At 76.1% G+C, this 22311-nt stretch carries 23 protein-coding genes; 10 read left to right on the top strand and 13 right to left on the bottom strand.

All coding sequences use genetic code 11. The features are described from left to right. Positions 1-42 precede the first annotated feature (42 nt). The 3 genes from ACI780_RS16065 to ACI780_RS16075 all read left to right on the top strand — a co-directional run bounded on the left by ACI780_RS16065 (position 43) and on the right by ACI780_RS16075 (position 3581). Entirely contained in the window at positions 43-1335 is a 1293-nt protein-coding gene (locus ACI780_RS16065; protein WP_456869888.1) for a bifunctional o-acetylhomoserine/o-acetylserine sulfhydrylase, read from the top strand. 1 nt (position 1336) lies between these two features. Beyond that, positions 1337-2419: a homoserine O-acetyltransferase MetX gene (gene metX / locus ACI780_RS16070; RefSeq protein ID WP_457004150.1), complete on the top strand. Its 1083-nt coding sequence runs from the start codon at positions 1337-1339 to the stop codon at positions 2417-2419. A gap of 103 nt (positions 2420-2522) precedes the next feature. After that, positions 2523-3581 carry a threonine aldolase family protein gene (locus tag ACI780_RS16075; protein WP_457004152.1) on the top strand — a complete coding sequence of 353 codons (1059 nt, stop codon included), beginning with the start codon at positions 2523-2525 and terminating at the stop codon, positions 3579-3581. 89 nt (positions 3582-3670) lie between these two features. Here ACI780_RS16075 and ACI780_RS16080 read toward each other — a convergent pair whose 3' ends face one another. Then, positions 3671-4249 (bottom strand): gamma carbonic anhydrase family protein, encoded by a 579-nt coding sequence (locus tag ACI780_RS16080; RefSeq protein ID WP_457004154.1) that lies wholly within the window; start codon positions 4247-4249, stop codon positions 3671-3673. A gap of 63 nt (positions 4250-4312) precedes the next feature. Here ACI780_RS16080 and ACI780_RS16085 point away from each other — a divergent pair, with 63 nt between their 5' ends. Continuing rightward, on the top strand, positions 4313-4894 hold the full coding sequence (locus ACI780_RS16085; protein WP_457004156.1) for a YdeI/OmpD-associated family protein: 582 nt from the start codon (positions 4313-4315) through the stop codon (positions 4892-4894). Position 4895: 1 nt separating this feature from the next. On the opposite strand, the gene ACI780_RS16090 is transcribed toward ACI780_RS16085, so the two are convergent. The 5 genes from ACI780_RS16090 to ACI780_RS16110 all read right to left on the bottom strand — a co-directional run bounded on the left by ACI780_RS16090 (position 4896) and on the right by ACI780_RS16110 (position 8951). Next, positions 4896-5912, bottom strand: a complete 1017-nt coding sequence (locus tag ACI780_RS16090; protein WP_457004158.1) for a C40 family peptidase — start codon at positions 5910-5912, stop codon at positions 4896-4898. A 185-nt stretch (positions 5913-6097) separates the two neighbouring features. Then, entirely contained in the window at positions 6098-6571 is a 474-nt protein-coding gene (locus tag ACI780_RS16095; protein ID WP_457004160.1) for a hypothetical protein, read from the bottom strand. A gap of 119 nt (positions 6572-6690) precedes the next feature. Continuing rightward, on the bottom strand, positions 6691-6993 hold the full coding sequence (locus ACI780_RS16100) for a hypothetical protein (RefSeq protein ID WP_456869881.1): 303 nt from the start codon (positions 6991-6993) through the stop codon (positions 6691-6693). A gap of 151 nt (positions 6994-7144) precedes the next feature. Beyond that, positions 7145-7828 carry an NADPH-dependent F420 reductase gene (gene npdG, locus ACI780_RS16105; RefSeq protein WP_456869880.1) on the bottom strand — a complete coding sequence of 228 codons (684 nt, stop codon included), beginning with the start codon at positions 7826-7828 and terminating at the stop codon, positions 7145-7147. A gap of 76 nt (positions 7829-7904) precedes the next feature. After that, on the bottom strand, positions 7905-8951 hold the full coding sequence (locus ACI780_RS16110; RefSeq protein WP_457004163.1) for an LLM class F420-dependent oxidoreductase: 1047 nt from the start codon (positions 8949-8951) through the stop codon (positions 7905-7907). Positions 8952-9185: 234 nt separating this feature from the next. Between ACI780_RS16110 and ACI780_RS16115 the strand changes: the two genes are divergently transcribed. Both ACI780_RS16115 and ACI780_RS16120 read left to right on the top strand, forming a co-directional pair. Continuing rightward, positions 9186-10493 carry an acyl-CoA dehydrogenase family protein gene (locus ACI780_RS16115; RefSeq protein ID WP_457004165.1) on the top strand — a complete coding sequence of 436 codons (1308 nt, stop codon included), beginning with the start codon at positions 9186-9188 and terminating at the stop codon, positions 10491-10493. Then, positions 10490-11845 carry a phosphotransferase family protein gene (locus ACI780_RS16120; protein ID WP_457004167.1) on the top strand — a complete coding sequence of 452 codons (1356 nt, stop codon included), beginning with the start codon at positions 10490-10492 and terminating at the stop codon, positions 11843-11845. Before ACI780_RS16115 ends, ACI780_RS16120 begins: the two co-directional genes overlap by 4 nt. A 127-nt stretch (positions 11846-11972) precedes the next feature. On the opposite strand, the gene ACI780_RS16125 is transcribed toward ACI780_RS16120, so the two are convergent. Both ACI780_RS16125 and ACI780_RS16130 read right to left on the bottom strand, forming a co-directional pair. Continuing rightward, positions 11973-13361: a metallopeptidase TldD-related protein gene (locus ACI780_RS16125; protein WP_457004169.1), complete on the bottom strand. Its 1389-nt coding sequence runs from the start codon at positions 13359-13361 to the stop codon at positions 11973-11975. Then, positions 13358-14869, bottom strand: coding sequence for a TldD/PmbA family protein (locus ACI780_RS16130; protein ID WP_457004171.1), 1512 nt, complete (start codon positions 14867-14869; stop codon positions 13358-13360). Before ACI780_RS16130 ends, ACI780_RS16125 begins: the two co-directional genes overlap by 4 nt. Before the next feature lie 86 nt (positions 14870-14955). On the opposite strand from ACI780_RS16130, the gene ACI780_RS16135 reads away from it, so the two are divergent. Beyond that, positions 14956-15801 carry an MBL fold metallo-hydrolase gene (locus ACI780_RS16135; RefSeq protein WP_457004173.1) on the top strand — a complete coding sequence of 282 codons (846 nt, stop codon included), beginning with the start codon at positions 14956-14958 and terminating at the stop codon, positions 15799-15801. Here ACI780_RS16135 and ACI780_RS16140 read toward each other — a convergent pair whose 3' ends face one another. The 4 genes from ACI780_RS16140 to ACI780_RS16155 all read right to left on the bottom strand — a co-directional run bounded on the left by ACI780_RS16140 (position 15802) and on the right by ACI780_RS16155 (position 19016). Next, entirely contained in the window at positions 15802-16281 is a 480-nt protein-coding gene (locus tag ACI780_RS16140) for an SRPBCC family protein (protein WP_456869873.1), read from the bottom strand. Beyond that, complete coding sequence (locus ACI780_RS16145) at positions 16278-16631, bottom strand: metalloregulator ArsR/SmtB family transcription factor (RefSeq protein WP_456869872.1); 354 nt, start codon at positions 16629-16631, stop codon at positions 16278-16280. The genes ACI780_RS16140 and ACI780_RS16145 overlap by 4 nt, the downstream gene beginning before the upstream one ends. A gap of 62 nt (positions 16632-16693) precedes the next feature. After that, positions 16694-17533: an endonuclease/exonuclease/phosphatase family protein gene (locus tag ACI780_RS16150; protein WP_457004176.1), complete on the bottom strand. Its 840-nt coding sequence runs from the start codon at positions 17531-17533 to the stop codon at positions 16694-16696. 187 nt (positions 17534-17720) lie between these two features. Beyond that, positions 17721-19016, bottom strand: a complete 1296-nt coding sequence (locus tag ACI780_RS16155) for an amidohydrolase family protein (protein WP_457004178.1) — start codon at positions 19014-19016, stop codon at positions 17721-17723. An 82-nt stretch (positions 19017-19098) separates the two neighbouring features. On the opposite strand from ACI780_RS16155, the gene ACI780_RS16160 reads away from it, so the two are divergent. The 3 genes from ACI780_RS16160 to ACI780_RS16170 are packed head-to-tail and all read left to right on the top strand — an operon-like array spanning position 19099 to position 21076. Next, entirely contained in the window at positions 19099-19794 is a 696-nt protein-coding gene (locus ACI780_RS16160) for a DedA family protein (protein WP_456869869.1), read from the top strand. Further along, positions 19791-20447, top strand: a complete 657-nt coding sequence (locus tag ACI780_RS16165) for an HAD family hydrolase (RefSeq protein WP_457004180.1) — start codon at positions 19791-19793, stop codon at positions 20445-20447. Before ACI780_RS16160 ends, ACI780_RS16165 begins: the two co-directional genes overlap by 4 nt. Further along, the gene (locus tag ACI780_RS16170) at positions 20444-21076 is read left to right on the top strand and encodes an alpha/beta hydrolase family protein (RefSeq protein WP_457004182.1); all 633 of its coding nucleotides are present in this window, start codon (positions 20444-20446) and stop codon (positions 21074-21076) included. Before ACI780_RS16165 ends, ACI780_RS16170 begins: the two co-directional genes overlap by 4 nt. Before the next feature lie 110 nt (positions 21077-21186). On the opposite strand, the gene ACI780_RS16175 is transcribed toward ACI780_RS16170, so the two are convergent. Continuing rightward, positions 21187-22266, bottom strand: coding sequence for an SRPBCC family protein (locus tag ACI780_RS16175; RefSeq protein WP_456869866.1), 1080 nt, complete (start codon positions 22264-22266; stop codon positions 21187-21189). Positions 22267-22311: the final 45 nt, after the last annotated feature.

Consider the following 22311-nt stretch of genomic DNA (forward strand, 5'->3'; position numbering starts at 1 on the left):
ACCTGTGCGCCGCAGGTCCTCCGGGACGAGAGGAGACGGCGCGTGACCGACCCGAAGAGCTGGAGCTTCGAGACCCGGCAGATCCACGCCGGGACCAGCCCCGACCCCACCACCGGGGCCCGGGCGCTGCCCATCTACGCCACCACCAGCTACCAGTTCCGCGACACCCAGCACGCCGCGGACCTGTTCGCGCTGGCGGAGCTGGGCAACATCTACACGCGGATCATGAACCCCACGCAGGACGCGCTCGAGCAGCGCGTCGCCTCCCTCGAGGGCGGGGTCGCGGCGCTCGCGGTGGCCAGCGGCCAGGCCGCGGAGACCCTCGCGCTGCTCAACGTCGCCGAGGCCGGCAGCCACGTCGTCGCCTCCGCCTCGCTCTACGGCGGCACGTACAACCTGCTGCACCACTCGCTGCCCAAGCTCGGCGTCGAGGTGTCCTTCGTCGAGGAGCCCGACGACCCGCAGAACTGGCAGGCGCTGGTCCGCGAGAACACCAAGGCGTTCTACGGCGAGTCCATCGGCAACCCGAAGGGCGACGTCCTGGACATCGCCGCCGTGGCCGAGGTGGCGCACCGCAACGGCGTGCCGCTGATCGTCGACAACACCATCGCCACGCCGTACCTGGTGCGCCCGCTCGAGCACGGTGCCGACGTCGTCGTGCACTCGGCCACCAAGTACCTCGGCGGGCACGGCACCGCGATCGCCGGCGTCATCGTCGACGGCGGCGGGTTCGACTGGACGTCCGGGAAGTTCCCCGGGTTCACCACGCCGGACCCCACCTACCACGGCGTCGTCTACGCCGACCTCGGCGCGCCGGCCTACGCGCTCAAGGCGCGGGTGCAACTGCTGCGCGACCTCGGACCGGCGATCAGCCCGTTCAACGCCTGGCTGGTGGTGCAGGGCATCGAGACGCTGTCGCTGCGCATGGAGCGGCACGTGGCCAACGCCCAACGGGTGGCCGAGTTCCTCGAGGCGCACGACGAGGTGGAGGCGGTGCACTACGCCGGCCTGCCGTCCTCGCCGTGGCACGCCGCCCAGCAGCGCTACGCCCCCAAGGGCGCCGGCGCGGTGCTGGCCTTCGAGATCCGCGGCGGCATCGAGGCCGGGAAGCGGTTCGTCGAGGGGCTGGAGCTGCACAGCCACGTGGCCAACATCGGCGACGTGCGCAGCCTGGTCATCCACCCGGCGTCCACGACCCACTCGCAGCTGACCGCCGACGAGCAGCTGACCGCCGGCGTCACCCCGGGCCTGGTGCGGCTGGCCGCCGGCCTGGAGGGGATCGAGGACGTCCTGGCCGACCTCGAGGCCGGGTTCCGCGCCGCCAAGGGAGCCTGACGTGACGGGGGTGCGGGACCTCCCCGGGTCCCGCACCCCGCCGCGCACCGGCGGGTGGCGCGACGGCGACCCCGCCGGGGACCGGCTGTTCCTCGACCTGGACGGACCGGTCCGCCTCGAGCGCGGTGGGGTGCTGCCCGGCGTCCGGGTCGCCTACGAGACGTGGGGGACGCTCGCCCCCGACGGCGGCAACGCGGTGCTGGTCGAGCACGCGCTCACCGGCGACAGCCACGTCACCGGCCCCGCCGGGCCCGGCCACCCGACACCCGGCTGGTGGGCGTCGCTGGTCGGGCCGGGCGCGCCGCTGGACACCGACCGGCTCTTCGTCGTCTGCGCCAACGTGCTCGGCGGGTGCCAGGGGACCACCGGACCGTCGTCGACGGCGCCCGACGGCTCCCCGTGGGGGTCGCGGTTCCCCGAGGTGACGGTCGGCGACCAGGTCCTGGTCGAGGCGGCGCTGGCCGACGCGCTGGGGGTGCGCCGGTGGGCGGCCGTCGTCGGCGGGTCGATGGGCGGCATGCGGGCGCTGGAGTGGGCGGTGGCACTGCCCGACCGGGTGGCCGGGCTGTTCTTCCTCGCCTCGGGCGCCGCGGTCACCGCCGACCAGCTCGGCACGCAGACCACCCAGCAGGCCGCCATCCGCGCCGACCCGTCCGCCGGGCTCGGCGTCGCCCGGCGGATCGCGCACCTGACCTACCGCAGCGCGCTGGAGCTCGAGGAGCGCTTCGGCGCGACCGTGCAGGACGACGGCCGGTTCGCCGTCGCCTCCTACCTGGAGCACCACGCCGACAAGCTCACCCGCCGCTTCGACGCCGGCAGCTACCTGGTGCTCACCGAGGCGATGAACACCTGGGACGTCGGCCGCGGCCGGGGCGGGGTGGAGGCGGCGCTGGCCCGGGTGACCGCGCGCGCCGTCGTCGCCGGGGTGGACAGCGACCGGCTCTACCCGCTGGACCTGCAGCAGCGGGTGGCCGACGGGCTGGGGGTGCCGCTGCGGGTGATCTCCTCGCCGTACGGGCACGACGGGTTCCTCATCGAGGCCGACGCCGTCGGCGCGCTGGTGCGCGAGCTGCTGGGCGGCTGAGGCCCTCCCCTCCTCGGCGAGATCGGCGGTCTCGTGGTCATCAGCGGCCGATCGCCACGAGACCGCCGATCTCGCGCAGAGCTGGCCGGGCAGACTGGCGCGGGTGAGCGACCTCGAGGCCCTCCGCCCGTCCTGCGACCGCGCCCTGTCCGGGCACGGGCCGGTGCGCGCCGGCGCGCTGCTGGCGACGATCCCGGCCGACACCGCGGTGGACCGCTACGGCGCCGGCGGCGTCGTCGCGGAGCTGGAGGCCGAGGTGGCCGGCCTGCTGGGCAAGCCCGCGGCGGTGTACCTGCCCAGCGGCACGATGGCCCAGCAGGCCGTGCTGCGGGTGCACGCCGGGCGCACGCTGCGGCGCACCGTCGTCGCCCACCCCCACTGCCACCTGTTCCAGCACGAGGGCGGCGCACTCGAGCGGCTGCACGGGCTGGTGCCGCGCCCGGTCGGCGACCGGCACCGGCTGCTGCTGCGCGCCGACCTCGACGCCGTCGCCGAGTCGCCGGCCGCGCTGGTGGTGGAGCTGCCCCAGCGCGACCTCGGCGGGCAGCTGCCGCCGTGGGACGACGTCGTCGAGCAGACGGCGTGGGCGCACGACGTGCACTCCGTGGCCCACCTCGACGGCGCCCGGCTGTGGGAGGCCACGGCCGGCTACGACCTGCCGCCGGCCGACGTCGCCGCCCCCTTCGACACCGTCTACGTCAGCTTCTACAAGGGCCTCGGCGCGCTCGCCGGGTGCTGCCTGGCGGGGCCGGCCGACGTCGTCGCCGAGGTGCAAGAGTGGCGGCACCGCATGGGCGGGACGCTGTTCGGGCTGTGGCCGGGCGCGGCGTCGGCGCTGACGTGCCTGCGGCAGCGGCTGCCGCTGATGCCGCGCTACCTGGAGCGGGCGCGCGAGGTGGCCGCCTGCGTGCGCGACCTGCCCGGCGTGCGCGTCGTCCCCGACCCGCCGCAGACGCCGATGCTGCACCTGCTGCTGGAGACCACGCCGGAGGCGTTCGGCGCCGCCGCGCGGGAGCTCGCCGAGGGCGGGCTGTGGACCTGGCCCTCGGCGGCGTCCACCGGCGACCCGGGCGTGCTGCGCGTCGAGCTGGGCGCCGGTGACGCGACGCTGGCGCTGTCCCTCGACGAGATCCGCGCCGCCGTCGTCCGCCTGGTGACGTGAGGGAACGGCCCCTCGCGAGCGGATGGAACGGCCCCCTCGCAGGGTCCCGCCGCGAGCCTGCGAGCGGTGGGGCGCGAGGGGGTCCTTCCTCAGTCGGCGGCGTCGCCCGGGATGTGGCCGGCCGGGGGCAGCGGGCGGCGCACCACCGGGCGCACCCTGCGCGCCGCGGGCAGCCGCTCGGTGTAGCTCTGCGCGTTGAGCCGGATGTGGGTCAGGTCGTCGTCGGTGACCTGCCGGCGCACCGTCGCCGGGACACCGGCCACCAGGGAGCCGGCGGGCACCTCGGTGCCCTGGGTGACGACGGCGCCGGCGGCCACGATCGAGCCCGCGCCGACGTGCGCACCGTTCATGACGACGCTGCCCATGCCGATCAGGACGTCGTCGTCGATGCGCGCGCCGTGCAGCACCACCCGGTGGCCCACGGTCACGCCGCGGCCGATGACCAGCGGGAAACCGGGGTCGGAGTGCAGCGTGCTGCCGTCCTGGACGTTGGAGCCCTCGCCGATCTCGATCACCTCGTGGTCGGCGCGCGCGACCGCGCCGTACCAGATGCTCGAGTGCGGTCCCATCGTGACCGCGCCGACCACCACCGCCGTCGGCGCGACGAACGCCTCGTCGTCGATGGCCGGCGCCCCGAACCCCAGTTCTGCGATGTAGTTGTCCGCCACGGCCCCACCCCAGCACAACCGGCCCCTGGACGGCACCCGGGACGGCGGCCAGGATCGGCGGCCGTGACCGTGCCGACCGACCTGCCGGTGCTCGCCTTCCCCGACCAGGCCGCCTTCGAGGCGTGGCTGGAGGCCGAGCACGCCTCCGCGCCCGGCCTGTACGTCAAGCTGGCCAAGAAGGGCGCCGGGGTGCCGTCGCTGACCTACGCCGAGCTGGTCGAGTCCGTGCTGTGCTTCGGCTGGATCGACGGCCGCTCCAACCGCTTCGACGAGCAGTGGTACCTCATCCGCGTCACCCCGCGCCGGCCGCGCAGCGTGTGGTCACAGAAGAACGTGGCCGCCGTCGTCGAGCTCACCGCGGCCGGGCGGATGCGCCCGGCGGGCCTGGCGCAGGTGGCGGCGGCGCAGGCCGACGGCCGCTGGGACCGCGCCTACGCCGGCCCGGCCACCGCCACCGTGCCCGACGACCTCACCGCCGCGCTGGACGCCTCGCCCGCCGCGCGCGCGGCCTTCGACGCGCTCGACCGGCAGAACCGCTACGCCGTCCTGTACCGGGTGCAGACCGCCGCGACCCCGGCCACCCGGGCGAAGCGGATCGCCGCGCTGGTGCAGGTGCTCGCCGAGGGCCGCCGGCCCCACGCGTGACTCAGGCGACGCGGACGGCGCCGCGGTACCCGGCCTGGTCGACGCTGGTCACCGCGACGGGCTGCCCGAACGTGCGGGCGTGCACCATGCGGCCGTCGCCGATGTAGATGCCGACGTGGCTGACCGGCGAGTAGAAGTACACGATGTCGCCGGGCAGCAGCTCGGCGCGCGAGACCGGCGTGCCCATCGTCGACTGCGCCTTGCTCGAGTGCGGCAGCGAGATCCCGGCGGCGGCGTAGGCGTACTGGGTCAGCCCCGAGCAGTCGAACCCGTCGGGACCGGAGGAGCCCCACACGTAGGGGTCGCCGAGCTGGGCCAGGGCGGTCTCGACGGCGGTGGCGGCGGCGGGGCCGGGGGCGCCGGCCGCGGCGACGGCGGCCGGCGGTGCGGCGAGGACCGGGCCGGCCAGCGCCGTGGTGACCCGCGCCTGCTCGGCAGCCGTCAGCCGCTCGAAGTCGGCCTCGTAGCGGTCGACCTCCGCCTGCACCTGCGCCTGCTGCTCCTCCAGCGTCCGCAGCGCCGTGGTGGCCTCGGCGGCGGCCGCGTCGGCCGTGGCACGGGTCTCGGCGGCACGGGCCTGCGCGGCGGCGACCTCGGTGAGGACGCCGTCGGTGTGGTCGGCGATGAGGTCGATCATGGTCATCTGCGCGATGAGGTCGTCGGCGGAGTCGCTGCCGAGGAACGCGGCCACGCGGGACCGGGTGGTGCCGGTGTAGCCGCTCTGGGCGATGGCGCGGATTGCCGGCTCGTAGGTCGCCAGGGTGGCCTCGGCGTCGTCGGCGGTGCGGTCGGCGTCGGTGGCGGCCTGCTGCTGGGCCGCGACGGCCAGCTCGGCCTGGTGCACCTGCTCGTCGAGCGCGGTGAGCCGCCGGCCGGCCTCCTCGACCAGCTGCGCGGCCTCCTCGGCGGTCGAGGGCGCGGCCGCGGCCGACCCGGGGACCAGCACGAGGGCCACCAGGCCGGTGGCGGCGAGGACCGCGCCCGTCCAGCGGCGTCCCGTCGTCCGGTTGCGCTGCACGATCGGCCTCCCCCTGCCGCCGTCCCGGGCGGCCCGCTGTGGTCGACACGGACCGTAGGGAGGTCATCAGCGGAGCGTGTGCAGGGCGCGCGGTGATCGGGACGGGCGGGACCTCACCGGCCCCGTTCGTCCCACCCACCCCAGGGGCCGCGGCGGGCGACCGGTCCTGTCAGGGGGCGGTGCTGTCAGGAGGCGGTGCTGCGCCGCCGGTCGGGCGCCATCGGCACGAGCGCGTCGGAGACGGCTCCGGTGACGAAGGAGTAGATGGCCTTGCCGGCGACGTCGACGACCCGGTCGCGGCGGTCCCACGTCCACGGCGGGTCACCGACGCCGGTGGCGTTCTCCAGGGTCTGGTCGGTGGCCAGCCGGACGGAGGTGTGCCAGGCCGAGGCGCGCCAGCCGCGCAGCCCGCTGGCCGACCAGATGCCGCGCAGCGCGCCGACGGCGGCGCCGGTCCCCCAGTGCATGAGGTGGTTGCGGACGAACGGGCGCTCCGAGCCGGGCGGGCGGCGCCGGGTGGCCAGCGCGGTGAGCGTGCGCCCGGGCACGTAGGAGTCCGGCCGCCCGGTCACCTGCTGCTCGGCCTTCGTGGCCAGGGTCATCGCCGCGGTGCCGGCCAGACCGGCCAGGGCACCGCACGCCGCCGCTCGTCCCAGCACGGTCGTCCCCTACCCGCGGGTTGGGGCTCCCCGAACCTGGCGTGGTGACGTGCTGGAACGGCCCCTCCGCAGGGTCCCGCCGCGAGCGTGCGAGCGGTGGGGCGCAGAGGGGTCCGTCCTCAGCCGGCCAGGGGCTCCTGGGCGTCCAGACCGGCCACGCGCTGCAGGTCGCGCAGGACGGCCGACAGCTCGTCGGCGGTCCACGGCTCGCAGCAGTCGCAGCCGTCCTCGCGGAAGCAGCGCAGGCCCAGCGTCCCGCCGGCCTGGTCCTCGTCGATCGACAGGTGCCCGCCCGACGGTGAGCGGTGGCAGGCGCACCCGGACGCGCACAGGCCGATGCCCCACCCGGAGACGACGACCGTCCGGCCGTCGTCCCAGATCTGGCCCACCTGGAAGACGGAGGGCTTCTGCGTGCGGGTCATGGAGTGCTCCCCTCGACGCCCCCACGTCCGGAGGCTGCTGCGGTTGCGCGGAAAAGTAATCCGCGAACCGGGTTTGAGGGCATCACCCCTGCGGTATGACACGGCGTTTCGACGCCTTGCGTCACAGCTGCCCCACGCGTGGGGCAGCGCCTCACACGTCGGTGACCCGCAGCCCCGCGTGCGCCTTGTACCGCCGGTTGACGCTGATCAGGTTGGCGGTCAACGCCTCCACCTGGCGCGCGTTGCGCAGCCGGCCGGCGTAGACCCCGCGCATGCCCGGCACCAGTCCGGCCAGCGCCTGCACCAGGTCGGTGGCCTCGCGGTCGTCGCCGAGCACCAGGACGTCGGTGCCGACGTCGGTCACCTCCGGGTCCTCCAGCAGGACGGCGCTCACGTGGTGGAAGGCGGCGACGACGCGGCTGTCGGGCAGCAGCGCCGCGGCCTGCTGGGCGGCCGAGCCCTCCTCGACCGGGAGGGCGAAGCAGCCCTGCTTGTCGAAGCCGAGCGGATTGACGCAGTCGACCACGACCTTGCCCGCGAGCTCCTCGCGCAGGCCGGCCAGCAGGTGGCCGTGCCCCTCCCAGGGCACCGCCACGACGACGACGTCGCCGGCCCGGGCCGCACCGTGGTTGTCCGCGCCCACGACGTCGCCCCCCGTGGCCCCGGCGAGGTCGGCGGCGGTGGCGGAGGCGCGCCCGGCGTCCCGGCTCCCCAGCACCACCCGCACGCCGGCGGCGGCGAACCGCCGGGCCAGGCCGCGCCCCTGCGGGCCGGTGCCGCCCAGCACCGCCACGGTCAGGCCCTCGGGCACGCCGGCCCCGTTCGCCTCGGTCACAGGACGCCTCCTCGCCGTGCTCCCCGGCGGAGCACCCGGGCCGGACGCTAGCCGACGGCCCGGCGGCGGCCGCCGGTCACAGGTCCTGCGCCAGCTCCCGCAGCTGCTCGACCGTGCGCAGCCGGCCGGCCCGCTCGGGCTGCACCAGGGAGGCCACCAGCGTGGTGACGCCGGCGTCGCGGAGCGCGGCCAGCCGCTCGGCCACCCAGCTCCTCGGGCCGACCAGCGACGTCGCCTCCACCAGCTCGGCCGGGACCGCCGCGGCGGCCTCCTCCCGGCGGCCGGCGAGGTAGAGGTCCTGCACGGTGGCGGCGGCCTCGGCGTGCCCGTAGCGGACGGCGAGCTCGTTGTAGAAGTTGCGGCCGCGGGCGCCCATGCCGCCGATGTAGAGCGCGAGGTCGGCCCGGGACCGCTCGCGCAGCTCGCCGAGGTCCTCCCCGATGGCGCACGGGACGCCGACGCGCACGTCGAGCGGGCCCAGCGCCGGGTCCCGCCGGGCCGCGCCGGCGGCGAGCGCGTCGCCCCAGGTCTCGGCGGCCCGCTCGGGGACGAAGAAGATCGGCTCCCAGCCCTCGGCGATCTCGGCGGTCAGCTCCACGTTCCTCGGCCCGATCGCGGCGATGGTGACCGGGATGCGCTCGCGGACCGGGGTGGAGATCAGCTTGAGCGGCTTGCCCAGGCCGGTGCCCTGGTCCGGCGGCAGTGGGAGCGTGTAGTGCTGCCCGTCGTAGACGACCCGCTCGCGCCGCCACACCATCCGGCAGATCTCCACGATCTCCCGCTGGCGGGCCAGCGGCGCGTCGTAGCGGACGCCGTGGAAGCCCTCCACCACCTGCGGGCCGCTGGCGCCCAGCCCCAGGGTGAACCGGCCGCCGGAGACCATGTCGAGGCCGGCGGCGGTCATCGCCGTCAGCGTCGGGGTCCGGGTGAAGGCCTGCAGGATGCCGCTGGTCAGCTCCATCCGCTCGGTGACCGCGGCGAGGTACCCGAGCTGGCTGACCGCGTCGAAGCTGTAGGCCTCGGCGACCGAGACCAGCTGCAGCCCGGCGCGCTCGAGCTCGCCGATCTCCTCGGCGACCTGCCGGAAGCCGCCGTCGTACCGGATCCGCATGCCGACGCGCACGGCCCACCGCCTCCTCGACCGGAACCGGCGTCACCCTACGGGCGGGCGCCGTCCGGGCACCGTGGACTGCCGGGGTTCCTCGCGCAGTGACGGCGCTGCAGCACCGGCAACGCACGAGGAACACCGGCACGCCGCGCTCCCTGGTACCGCGGGCCGCCGGCGGGCGACGTTGACCCCGGGTAGTGCCGCTGCCAGGGTCGGGGCCACCGGCACCGCCGCCGGACAGGAGGTCGCATGGCCCCGCACGACCGGCCTGCCGCGCCGTCCGCGTCCCGCGGCGAGGTCGCCGGATCCGCGCTGCCCGCCCGGCTGACCGCCCTGCTCGCCGACCTCGACGCCTTCGTCGCGGCGGAGGTCGACCCGCTCGAGGAGCAGGACGACAACGTCCGCTTCTTCGACCACCGCCGCGAGTTCGCCCGCACCGACGTCGAGGCCGGCGGGGTGCCGCGGGCGGATTGGGAGGAGCTGCTGGCCGAGGTGCGCCGCCGCGCCGACGCCGCCGGGTGGCTGCGGTACTCGCTGCCCGCCGAGCTGGGCGGGCGGGACGGCAGCAACGTGGACATGGCCGTGGTCCGCGAGCACCTCGCCCACCGCGGATTGGGCCTGCACAACGACCTGCAGAACGAGCACAGCGTCGTCGGCAACCTCGTGGTGCCGCACCTGGTGCACCTGTTCGGCACCGCCGAGCAGCGCGAGGAGCTCGTCGAGGCGCTGGTCACCGGCGAGCGCCGGATGCCCTTCGCGCTCACCGAGCCCGACCACGGCAGCGACGCCACGTGGATGGAGACCCGCGCGGAGCGCGCCGGCGGCGACTGGGTGATCACGGGCCGCAAGCGCTGGATCACCGGTGTGCACACCGGCACCGACCTGCTGGTCTTCGCCCGCACCTCGGGCCGCCCGGGCGAGGCCCGCGGGATCAGCGCCCTGCTGGTGCCCGCCGACGCCCCGGGCCTGTCCGTCCCGCAGTTCTGGTGGACGCTCAACATGCCCACCGACCACGGCGAGGTGGTGCTCGACGGCGTCCGGGTACCCGGGTCCGCGGTGCTCGGCGCCGAGGGTGAGGGGCTCGCGGTCGCGCAGACCTTCGTGCACGAGAACCGCATCCGCCAGGCCGCGTCCGGCGTGGGCGCCGCGCAGTTCTGCATCGACCGCTCGGTCGCCCACGCCCGTCAGCGGCACACCTTCGGCAGGCCGCTGGCCGAGCGGCAGGCGATCCAGTGGCCGCTGGTCGAGCTGCACACCGAGGCCGAGCTGGTCCGCACGCTCATCCGCGCCACCGCCGCCGACCTCGACGAGCTGACCGCCCGCGGCGAGCCGGCGGTGACCATCGGCCACCGCGTGTCGATGTGCAACTACCGCGGCAACCGGCTGGTCTGCGACGCCGCCGACCGCGCGATGCAGGTGCACGGCGGCATGGGCTACTCCCGCCACCTGCCCTTCGAGCACATCTACCGCCACCACCGCCGCTACCGGATCACCGAGGGCAGCGAGGAGATCCAGATGCGGCGGGTGGCCGGGCAGCTGTTCGGCTTCCTGCGGTGACCGGGGTGCCGGCGAGCGCGCTCGCCCGGCGGCTGACCCGGCTCACCGGCCGGCCGGTGACCGTCGAGGACCTGACCCGGCTCACCGGCGGGGCCAACCGCGAGACGTGGGCGCTCACCGCGGTGGACTCCACAGGGCGCCGGGGCCTGGTGCTGCGCGGCGGCGTCGGCACCGGCGGCGCCCCGCTGGCGGTGGAGGCCGAGGCGATCGCCGCGGCCGCCCGGGCGGGGGTGCCGGTGCCCGAGCTGGTCGACGTCGGCGGCGGGGAGGAGGGCCTGCCGGCGGAGTACCTGCTGATGGGCCGCGTGGACGGCGAGACGATCCCGCGCCGCCTGCTGCGCGACGAGACCTACGCGACGGCGCGGGCGGGGCTGGCCCGCGAGCTCGGCGCCGTCCTCGCCCGGCTGCACGCCGCCTCGCTCGACGGGCTGACCGCGGTCCCGGCGGTCGGCGACCCGCTGGAGCGGCTGACGGCGGCCTACCTCACCGGCGGGCCGCCCCCGCCCGGGCTGGCCCTGGGCCTGCGGTGGCTGCGCGAGCACCGCCCGCCGGCGCACGGGCCGGTGCTCGTGCACGGCGACTTCCGGCTGGGCAACCTCGTGGTGGGTCCCGACGGGCTGCGCGCCGTCCTGGACTGGGAGCTGGTGCACCGCGGCGACCCGCTGGAGGACCTCGGCTGGTGCTGCGCGAAGGTCTGGCGCTTCGGGTCCCGGCTGCCCGCCGCCGGGGTCGGCACCCGCGGGGAGCTGCTCGACGGCTACGCCGCGGTCGCCGGGTGGCGGCCGACGGCGGCGGAGCTGCACTGGTGGGAGCTCCACGGCACCGTCCAGTGGGGCCTGATGACCCGGGCGATGACCGAACGCCACCTGTCGGGCGCCGAGCCGTCGGTGGAGCTGGCCGCGATCGGTCGGCGCGCCGCCGAGCAGGAGTTCGACGTCCTGCTCGCCCTCGGCCTCGACACCCCGGACGCGACCGCGCCCGAGGACCCGGCGGGCGACGACGAGCTGCTCTTCGGCCGGCCCACCGCGGCCGAGCTCGCCGCCGCCGTCGGGGACTTCCTGGCCGGCGAGGTGCGGGCGGCCACCGGCGGGCGGACGTCCTTCCACGCGCAGGTGGCGGCCAACGTCGTCGCCACCGTGCGCCGCGAGCTGCTGCTCGGCGACGGCGCCCGGGCGCGCCGGCGGGCCCGGCTGGCGGGCCTGGGCCTGACCGACGACGCCGGGCTGTCGGAGGCGGTCGCCGACGGCACGCTCGACGACCGCTGGGACGCGGTGGTCGACGCCGTCCGCGAGGGGGTCCGGGACCGGCTGCGGGTGGCCGCCCCCCGCCACCTCGCCGTCCCCGACGCCTGACCGCCGGGCCCCTTCCTGAGCGCGTTGCCGGGGTTCCTCGCGCAGTGCGGGCGCTGCAGCACCGGCAACGCACGAGGAACGCCGGCAAGCCGCGCCCGTGGGCGGCCCCGGCCCGGCGAAGCAGCGCTCAGCTGGCGGGCGACACCGAGCTCATGTTGAAGTCCGGCACCCGCACCGGCGGCATCGCGGCGCGGGTGAACCAGTCGTTCCACTCGCGCGGCAGGGTCCGCTCGGTGCGGCCGACCTCGGTGATCCGCGCCAGCAGGTCCACCGGGGACTCGTTCCACCGGAAGTTGTTCACCGCGCCGGTCACCTCGCCGCCCTCGACGAGGAAGACGCCGTCGCGGGTGAGACCGGTCAGCAGCAGCGTCTGCGGGTCGACCTCGCGGATGTACCAGAGGGTGGTCAGCAGCAGCCCGCGGTCGGTGGCGGCCACCATCCCGTCCTGCGTGGCGGTCGCGCCGGCGTCCTCGAGGACCAGGTTGTCGACGGCGGCCACGGCCGGTGCGGTGGTCTTCAGCGCCCACGCCCGCGGCCGCACCAGGTTGGTGAGCACGCCGTCCCGGATCCAGTCGACCGCCGGCGTCGCCATGCCGTTGTCGAACACGCTGGCCGACCCCGACGAGGTGCTCACCACCTGGAACGGCGCGGCCTCCAGGCCCGGTGCGGCGGGGTCGCTGCGCAGGGTCAGCGGCAGCGCGGCGAGCCGGTCGCCGATGCGGTTGCCGCCGCCGGCGCGGGCGAACACGTTGCGCCCCTCGTCGGCGTCGCGGGCCTCCATCGTCCAGTAGGCGTAGAGCATCAGGTCGCTCACCGCCGACGGCGGCAGCAGCGTCTCGTAGCGCCCGGCGGGCAGGTCGACACGCCGCTGCGCCCAGCCGAGCCTGCGCTCGACGTCGGCGGCGAGGTCGGCCACCGAGACGTCGCGGAAGTCGCGGGTGCCCACGCCGGCCCACACCGAGCGGGAGTAGTCGGTGCTCTTGCCGTTGAGCTCGACGCGGCCGGTGGGCTGGTCGTGGCGCAGCCGCAGCCCGGTCGAGGTGCCGAGGTAGGTCGTGGTCATGGCGTGCTCCGCGTAGCCGAACAGCAGCTCGCCGCGGCCGCGGGCGGCGCCGAACGCCTCGCCCAGCGCCGGCGCGAACTCGGCGAACACCTCGATCGAGGTCTCGGCGGGGTCGGCGTCCCAGTCCCCGCCGCCCGGCGGCGCCTGGTCGACCAGCGGCACGGCGTCCTCGGCGGGCCCGGCGTCCCGGGCGGCCTGCTCGCTGGCGGCCACCAGCTCGGCGACGTCGGGCGTGCCGGTGCGCGCCACGGTGCCGGCGGCCGTTCCGGACCCGCCGTCGACGAACGAGACGACGACGACCTGGCGCGAGCGCATCGCCCCGTTCGTCGTCAGGCTGTTCGACGCCCACCGCAGGTTGGCCTCGGTGCTCTCGACGACGTGGACGACGCAGCCGTCGGCGGTCGAGGCGGCCAGCGCCTTCTCGACCAGCTGCTGCGCGGTCAGCTGGCTCATCGCCCGCCCTCCTGGACCGTGTTGAGGATCGTGACGCCCTCGAAGAGCGCCGCCGGGCAGCCGTGGCTCACCGGCGCGACCTGCCCGGGCTGGGCCTTGCCGCAGTTGAACGCCCCGCCGAGGCGGTAGGTGTCGGGCCCGCCGACGGCGCGCATCGAGCCCCAGAAGTCCGTCGTGGTGGCCTGGTAGGCGACGTCGCGCAGCTGCCCGGCCAGCCGCCCGCCCTCGATGCGGTAGAAGCGCTGGCCGGTGAACTGGAAGTTGTAGCGCTGCATGTCGATCGACCAGCTCTTGTCGCCGACGACGTAGATGCCGCGCTCGACGCCGCCGACGAGCCCGTCGAGGTCGGGGCCGCCGGCCACCGGCTGCAGCGAGACGTTGGCCATCCGCTGCACCGGCACGTGGTGCGGCGAGTCGGCGAACGCGCAGCCGTTGGAGCGCGCCATGCCGCCCAGGCGCGCGGTGTTGCGGTCGACCTGGTAGCCGACCAGCACGCCGTCGCGGACGATGTCCCACCGCTGGGCCTCGACGCCCTCGTCGTCCCAGCCGACGGTCGACAGGCCGTGCTCGACGGTGCGGTCGCCGGTGACCTGCATGAGCTCCGAGCCGTAGCGCAGGCTGCCCAGCCCGTCGACGGTGGCGAACGACGTCCCGGCGTAGGCCGCCTCGTAGCCCAGCGCCCGGTCGAGCTCGGTGGCGTGCCCGACCGACTCGTGGATGGTCAGCCACAGGTTGGACGGGTCGACGACGAGGTCGTAGCGGCCCGGCTCGACCGACGGCGCCTTGGTCTTCTCGCGCAGCAGCTCGGGGAGCTGCGCGAGCTCGCCGTCCCAGTCCCAGTGCCCGCCGGTGAGGTACTCCCAGCCGCGGCCCACCGGCGGCGCGAGGGTGCGCATGCTCTCGAAGGCGCCCGTCGTCCGGTCGACGGTGAGCGCGGTGAACTCCGGGGAGATGCGCACCCGCTGCTGGCGGGTGCGGGTGCCGGAGGTGTCGGCGTAGTACTTCTGCTCCTTGACGTGCATGCACCGCGACTGCACGTGCTCGACGCCGTCGGCGGCCAGCAGCCGCTCCGACCACTCGGTGAGCAGCGCCGTCTTCTCCGCGTCGGGGACGTCGAAGGGGTCGACGTCGTAGGCCGACACCCACGCGCCCTGGTGCACCGGCTCGGGGGCGAGCTCCACCCGGTCGGTGGCCAGCGCCGCGGACACCCTCGCGACGGCGACCGCCTGCTCGGCCAGCCGCACCGCCTCGGCCGCGGTGAGCACCACGCCGGCGGCGAAGCCCCAGGTGCCCTCGTGGACCACGCGGACGGCCAGGCCGAGGTCCTCACCGGTGGCCAGCGCCTCGAGGCGGGCGTCGCGCAGGGTGATCGCCTGCGTGCGGATCCGCTCGACCCGCAGGTCGGCGTGCTCGCAGCCGAGGTCGACCGCGCGGGTCAGCGCGGCCTCCGTCAGTGCGGACAGGGGCAGGGCGAGGAACGACTCGTCGACGTCGCGGGGCTGCACCACCGCCCCTGTCTACCAGCCGCCCCCCCTCCCCCTCCGTGCACTTCCGCGGACGTGCACGCACCCGCGCCCGGGGGTAGCACCGCCGCATGACGGCCGACCCGGGCAGCGCCGACCGCAGCGCCGACCTCACCGACGAGCGCACCTCCGACGTCACGTTGACCTTCGGCGGCAACGCGACGACGCTGCTGCGGCTGGGCGGGTTCACCCTGCTCACCGACCCGAACTTCATCCGGCGGGGGCAGCGGGTGTACCTCGGCAAGGGCCTGTTCGCCAAGCGGCTGACCGACCCCGCGATCCTGCCCGAGGACCTGCCCGACCTCGACGCCGTCCTGCTCTCCCACCTGCACGGCGACCACTGGGACCGGATCGCCTACGCCACCGTCGACCGGGCCACGCCGATCGTCACCACGCCGGCCGCGGCCCGCACGCTGTCCTCCCGCGGCTTCTCGGCGACCGCGGACCTGCGGCCCTGGCAGGTGCACGAGGTCGGCCGCGGCGAGGAGACGCTGCGGATCACCTCGGTGCCGGGCGTGCACGGCCCGGGCCCGCTGGCGCGGGTGCTCCCGCCGGTCATGGGCAGCGTGCTGGAGCTGCTGCGCGACGGCGAGGTGACCTGGCGCGGCTACATCACCGGGGACACGCTGTTCCGGCCCTGGCTGGGCGAGGTGCTGCAGCGCTGCGGCCCGCTCGACGTCGTCATCCCGCACCTGGGTGGCACGAAGGCGCTCGGCGTCACGGTGACCATGGACGGCCGGCAGGGCGCCGACCTGGTGGAGCTGCTGCGGCCGCCGGTGACCGTGCCGGTGCACTACGACGACTACGACCGGTTCGCCTCGCCGCTGGGCGACTTCGTGCGGGAGGTCGCCCAGCGGCGGGCGCCGGGGGAGCTGCGGACCGTCCTGCGCGGGGAGACGATCTCGCTGCGCGCCTGATCAGCGACCCAGCACCTCGTCGAGTCGCTCGTAGCCCTGCACGACGCCGACCTCCATGCCGCTGGCGAGCATCGCGTCGCGGTCGGCGAAGGAGTCGCACAGCGAGGTGGACGTGAGGCGGGTGCGGCCGTCGCCGAGGTCGGTGAGCACGAGCTTCTCCAGCGCGACACCGTCGGGCGCGCCCTCGAAGGTGAACGTCTGCACGATGAGCTCGTCGGGGCGCACCTCGTGGAAGCAGCCGCGGAAGGCGTACTCGCCGTTCCCGTCGCTGTGCACGTAGCGGTAGGAGCCGCCGGTGCGGCAGTCGTAGTGGTCGATCCGCATCTCCAGCCCGCGCGGCCCCAGCCACTGCACGACCAGGTCCGGGTCGGTGTGCGCCCGGAACACCCGGTCCGGCGGGGCGTCGAACTCGCGGGTGATGCGGATGAGCGGGACGTCGGGGTCGGCGGCGATCTGCGTCTCGCGGGTGCTGGTGGTCACGACGGGTTCCTCTCCTGGGGTGGGTCGCCCTCCGGCATGGACCGCAGGACGTCGTCGAGGCGGCGGTAGCGCTCCTCGGCCTGCCGGCGGTAGCGCTCGATCCACTTCGTCATCAGGTCGAACACCTCCGCCTCGAGGTGCACCGGGCGGCGCTGGGCCTCCCGGGTCCGGCTGACCAGGCCGGCGTCCTCCAGCACCCGCAGGTGCTTGGAGACCGCCTGCACGGTCACGTCGTAGGGGGCCGCCAGCTCGCCGACCGTCGCGTCACCGACCGCGAGCCGGGCGACGATGTCGCGCCGGGTCGGGTCGGCCAGCGCCGCGAACACCCGGGACAGCGCGTCTGCCGCCACCGCCGACCTCCTCGTTCAACCTCTCGGTTGACGACGACGCTAGCGCCGTCGCGCCCCCTTTGTCAACCGATCGGTTGAGGAGCCCACGAGCCGGGCGGGTGGCCGGGGAGCGCGAGGTCGGCGACGACGCCGAAGTGGTCGCTGGCCCACACCCCGCCGACCGGCTCGTCGAGCACCCGGGCGCAGGACACCACCTGCAGCGTCGGGCCGTGCACGCCGGCGCGGACGAGGACGTGGTCGATGCGGCGGCTGACGGCGGTGGCCACCTCGCCGGCCCGCACCAGCGGGTTGCGCGCGTCGAAGGTCCAGCCGGGATCGGTCGGGTGCAGGGTCTCCCAGGCGTCCTGGTAGCAGACGCTGGTGCCGTCGAGCGACCGCCGGCCGCGCCAGAACTGCAGGCTCGCGGCGTCGGGGGTCGCGTCGAGGTCGCCCAGGACGACGGCGTGGTCGGCGCCGTCCGCCAGGAGCTCGAGCACCCGGGCGGCGGCGAGCGCCTGCTGCTCGCGCTCGTGCTCGTAGCCGAACTGCCAGCTCGGCTTGTGGTGGGCGACGAGCGTGCGCCCGACCGGGGTGTCGGCCTCGACGACGAGCGTGGCGCACCACGGGAAGTCGGCCGTGCGGGGCGTGCAGTGCCCGTCGACCTCCTCGACCACGCGGTGCGGCGCCCGGGTGGCCAGCGCGCCGCCCACGCCGTCGTCGGCGGTGCGGGAGAACGGGGTCACGCAGTACCCGGGACCGAGCAGCTCCTCGACGGCGCCGTCGGCGACGGGCACCTCCTGCAGCGCGACGACGTCGGCGTCGGTGCGGCGCAGCGTCGCGGCGATCAGCTCCCGCCGGCGGGCCCAGTCCGGGTTGGCCGGGCCGAGCACGTTGAGGGTCAGGACCCGCAGGGACGCCGTCATGCGTCGCAGTCAACCGCGGTCGCGGCGGGGCGTCCTGGCGTGCGGCGGGGCGTCCTGGCGTGCGGCCGGCGCGTCCTCCGGTGCGGCCGGCGCGTCCTCCCCCACCGCAGTGCGTCCTCCCCCACGTCCCACCGTGCGGGAGGACGTCCCACGATCAGGTCACCTGATCCCGGCGTGCCCCTCGCGCTCAGCCGGCCAGTCGGGCGGCGCGCTCCGCCACCTCGGCCCGCAGCGCACCGGCGTCGACGGTGGTGACCTCACCACGCGCGACCACCTGGCGGCCGCCGACCCACACGTCGCGCACCAGCCGGGAGACGCCGGACCAGACCAGGTGGGTGAGCAGGTCGGCGGCGTCGCCCACCGGCTCGAAGCCGAGGTCGCGGGTGTCGAGGTGCACCAGGTCGGCCCGCCGCCCGGCCTCCACCTGGCCGAGGTCGGGCCGGTCGATCGCGTCGGCGGCGCCGCCAGTGGCCAGCCAGAACGCCTCCGCGGCGGTCAGCGCGGTCGCCGACGTCTCGCGCAGCCGCGCGAGCCCGGCGGCCAGCCGGACGTCGGCCAGCAGGTCCAGCCCGTCGTTGGACGCCGGCCCGTCGGTGCCCAGCCCCACCCGGATGCCGCGGTCGAGCATCGCCCGCACCGGCGCGATGCCGCTGGCGAGCTTGGCGTTGCTGGCCGGGCAGTGCGCGACGGCGACGTCGTACTCCCGCCACAGCTCGAGGTCGCCGTCGTCGACGTGCACGCTGTGCGCGGCGAGCACCCGCCCGCCGAGGACGTCGTGCGCGGCCAGCAGCGCCGGCACCGACAGCCCGTGCCGGGCCAGCAGGTCGGCACCCTCGCCGGCGGTCTCGGCCACGTGCAGGTGCAGCAGCATCCCGTGCTCGCGGCACAGCTCCGCGGCCCGCCGCAGCAGCGGCAGCGGCACCGTGTAGGCGGCGTGCGGGCCCAGGCCGTACTCGACGGTGCCGTCACCGGGTGCCTCGCGCGCGAGGTCGACGGCGGCGGCCATCTGCTCCTCCAGCGGCGGCATCCCCGGCAGCGGCACCATCGGCGCCGGGATGACCGCCCGCGCGCCGGTGACACCGACCGCGGCGGCGATCCGCTCGGGTGAGAAGTACATCTCCACGCTGGTGGTCACCCCGCCGCGCAGCATCTCCGCCGACGCGGCGGTCATCGCGACCTCGACGTCGTCGGGCGTGAGCCGCGCCTCCCGGGGCCACATCACCTCGCGCAGCCAGCGGTCCAGCGGCAGGCCCTCACCCTGCCCGCGGAACAGCACCATCGGCGCGTGCGAGTGGGTGTTGACCAGCCCCGGCAGCAGCAGGCCGGGCAGGGTCACCACTTCGGCGTCCCCGGCCGGCGGGGCGTCGGCGGCCGGGCCGGTCCACGCGATCCGCCCGTCCTCGACGTCGACGACGGCGTCCGGGACGACGGTGCCGGGCCGGTCCCCCACGACGACGGCCCGGGCGGCGAGTCGCTGGCGCATGGTCGGCACGCTAGCCCCACCGGCCCCGTCCGCCCGGCCGACGTGCAGGCAGCGCCCCGGAGCCGCCCGTACCGTGGGAGCCATGTCCTTCCTGGCCGCCGCGGCCTCCTCCGACCAGGGCGGGCTCACCGCGTGGCTGCTCTCCCTCGTGGACTCCCTCGGCCCGATCGGCGTGGGCTTCAGCATCCTGCTGGAGACGGTGATCCCCCCGATCCCCAGCGAGGCGGTCCTCGGCGCGGCCGGCGTGCTCATCGACAGCCCGTGGGCGTTCGTGGCCGTCGTCGGCTGCGCGACCATCGGCTCGATCCTCGGGGCGATCTTCTTCTACTACGTGGGCCGCGCGCTGGGCCCGCGCCGCTCGCACGCCTTCCTCGACCGGCTGCCGCTGGTGGAGACCGCCGACGTCGACAAGACCTTCGCCTGGTTCGAGCGGCACGGGCGCTCGGCGGTCTTCTTCGGCCGCATGGTGCCGATCGTGCGCAGCTTCATCTCGGTGCCCGCCGGCGTCGTGCGGATGCCCTTCGCGCAGTTCCTCCTCTACTCCGCGGCCGGCAGCCTCATCTGGAACGCCGTGCTGGTCACCCTCGGCTGGCTGGCCCGCGACTTCATCGAGGCGAACCTGCACTACCTCGACTACGCCGTCGTCGCGGTCTTCGTCCTCGCGGTGGGCTACCTGGTCTACAAGCGGGTCCGGGACATCCGCCACCACCGCCGCCGGCAGACCGCCGCGGACCGCTCCGGGGAGGTCCGCGGGACCGGCGACCGCCCCGCCGCGTGAGCCGCCCCGAGGTCGTCGCGTTCGACGTCAACGAGACGCTGCTCGACCTCTCCCCCGTCGCCGCGGCACTGGTCGAGCTCGGCCGCCCGGCGCACCTGCTGCCCACCGTCTTCGGCCGCACCCTGCACACCGGCGCGGCGGCGACCGTGGCCGGCGTCCGGCTGACCTTCCGCGCCGCCTTCGAGTCGGCGCTGGCGCAGCTCACCGACCTCTCCGCCGGCGAGCGCGCCCGGGTGGCCGACACCTTCCTCGAGCTCGTCCCGCACCCCGACGTCGAGCCCGCACTGCGCCGGCTGGCCGCCGCGGGGGTGCGGGTGGTGACGCTGTCGCACGGCTCGCCCGGCGTCGCCGAGGCCGGCCTCGAGCGGGGCGGCATCGCGCCGCTGGTCGAGCGGACCCTCTCCAGCGAGACGGTGCACGCGTGGAAGCCCTCGCGGGAGGCCTACCTGTGGGCGGCCGGCGTGTGCGACGTGCCGCCCGGGCGGATGGCGCTGGTGGCCGCGCACGGGTGGGACGTCCTCGGGGCCGAGCGCGCGGGGCTCACCGGCGCCTGGTTCCCGCGCGGAGAGCGCGTGTACCCGCCGGCGTTCCCCGTCCCGACCGTCGTCGCGGGGGACCTGGCCGGGGCGGTCGACGCGCTGCTGGCGCTGTGAGCTCCCCCGCGCTGGTCGACACCCCGCTCGGACCGGCCGCGGTGCACGCCGACGGCCCGGTCGCGGCCGCCCGCGGGACGCTGGTGCTCGGCCACGGCGCCGGCGGCGGGGTGGGGTCGCCCGACCTGGTCGCCGTCGGCGGCTCCGCCGTCGCGGCCGGGTGGCGGGTGCTGCTGGTGGAGCAGCCGTGGCGGGTGGCCGGCGGCCGGATCGCCCCCGCGCCGCCGCGCCTGGACCTCGCCTGGACCGCCGTCCTGGACGCGCTGCGCACGGGCGGCGCGCTGGCCGGGCCGCTGGTGCTCGGTGGCCGCAGCGCCGGCGCGCGGGTGGCCTGCCGGACCGCCGTCGGCGCCGGTGCCGACGGCGTGCTGTGCCTGGCGTTCCCGCTGCACCCGCCCGGCCGGCCCGAGCGCAGCCGCGCCGGCGAGCTGACCGGCGCCGGCGTGCCGGTGGGCGTGGTGCAGGGCGGGACCGACGCCTTCGGCCGCCCGGAGGAGGTCGCCGCGGTGCTCACCGGCGTGCCGACGGCGTCGGTCTACGCGGTGCCGGGCGACCACTCGCTGCGTCGGGCCCCCGACGTGGTGGCCGCGGCGGCGACGTCCTGGCTGGAGGACCTGCTCAGCGGTTGATCATCGACTTGTTGCCGCGGACACGCCGGCGGGAACGGCAACGACCCGATGATCGACTCCGTGGCGGCCGGCGATGACCTCCACGCCCTGGAACAGTCGAAACGCCTCCCTCAGCGGCGGCGGCGCCGGACGGCGAACAGCACGAGCAGCAGCACCGCCAGCACGCCCGCCGCGGGGCCGGCGTAGCGGGCCATCGCCGCACCGCCGGCGACCTCGAGCAGGTCGATCGGCTCTGGCTCGGCGACGGGCTGCGAGCGGACGGTGGCCGCCGCGGGGGTGCTGCGCGCCGGCGCGCCGGTGGCCGGGCGGCTCGGCGGGGCGGTGTTGCCCGACGGCGGCGTGCTGGGCACCCCGCCGACGGCGGCCACGGGCGCGGTGTCGGAGGCCGACGGCGCGGTGTCCGCGGCGGCGGGAGCGGCGTCGCTGGCCGCCGGGGCGTCGGCGTCGACCGCCGCGATGGAGACCGTGTCCGTCGCCCCGACCGGCGTGATCGGCGCGGTGTCGGTGGGCGGCGGGGCGGCGTCGGTCGTCCCGCTGGACGTCACCTTGTCGGTGGCCGCGGCCGCCGCCGTGCGGGCCTTGGTGCCGGCCTTGCGGACCGTCTCGGCGGCGGCGTTGTCCCCCGGCACCTGCTCGACCGACTGCGCGACCTCCTCGGCCGCCCCGGTCGCGGTGGCGGCGACCGTCGTGGCCACGGTCGGCTCCTGCTGCTGCGCCGCCGCCTGGCGGTCGACGGTGACGTCGTCGCCGCTGGCGAGCTGGGCGGCGAGCTTGTCGGCGAACTGGCCGAGCAGCTTGTTGCCGACGTCGGTCATGACGCCGCGGCCGAACTGCGCCGGGCGACCGGTGATGTTGAGGTCGGTGAGGACGTCGACGCGGGTGGTGTTCCCCTCGCCCTTGAGCTGGGCGGTGATGAGGGCGGCCGCGGTGCCGTTGCCGCGCTGGTCCTTGCCGCGGCCGTCGATGACCGCCTTGTGCGCCGCCTCGTCCTTCTCCACGAAGGACGCCTTGCCCTGGTAGGTCAGGTTGATCGGGCCGAGCTTGACCTTGACCCGGCCGGTGAACGAGTCACCCTCGACCGAGTCCAGCGCGGCGCCGGGCATGCAGGGGGCGATGCGCTCGATGTCGAGCAGCACCCGCCAGGCCTCGTCGACGGGGACGGGGACGGTGAAGGAGTTCTCCAGCTGCACGGTGCGACCTCCGGGGTGGGAGAGGACCTCGGCCGGTCCGCCCGG

Source organism: Geodermatophilus sp. SYSU D00814 (assembly GCF_054050055.1).

What these genes read in the sequence shown, in the direction of transcription:
- ACI780_RS16135 (WP_457004173.1), top strand. Translation starts at nt 14,956, where the DNA reads ATGACGGCCGACCCGGGCAGCGCCGACCGCAGCGCCGACCTCACCGAC.
- ACI780_RS16100 (WP_456869881.1), bottom strand. Translation starts at nt 6,993, where the DNA reads ATGACCCGCACGCAGAAGCCCTCCGTCTTCCAGGTGGGCCAGATCTGG.
- ACI780_RS16155 (WP_457004178.1), bottom strand. Translation starts at nt 19,016, where the DNA reads ATGCGCCAGCGACTCGCCGCCCGGGCCGTCGTCGTGGGGGACCGGCCC.
- ACI780_RS16115 (WP_457004165.1), top strand. Translation starts at nt 9,186, where the DNA reads ATGGCCCCGCACGACCGGCCTGCCGCGCCGTCCGCGTCCCGCGGCGAG.
- ACI780_RS16125 (WP_457004169.1), bottom strand. Translation starts at nt 13,361, where the DNA reads ATGAGCCAGCTGACCGCGCAGCAGCTGGTCGAGAAGGCGCTGGCCGCC.
- ACI780_RS16160 (WP_456869869.1), top strand. Translation starts at nt 19,099, where the DNA reads ATGTCCTTCCTGGCCGCCGCGGCCTCCTCCGACCAGGGCGGGCTCACC.
- ACI780_RS16150 (WP_457004176.1), bottom strand. Translation starts at nt 17,533, where the DNA reads ATGACGGCGTCCCTGCGGGTCCTGACCCTCAACGTGCTCGGCCCGGCC.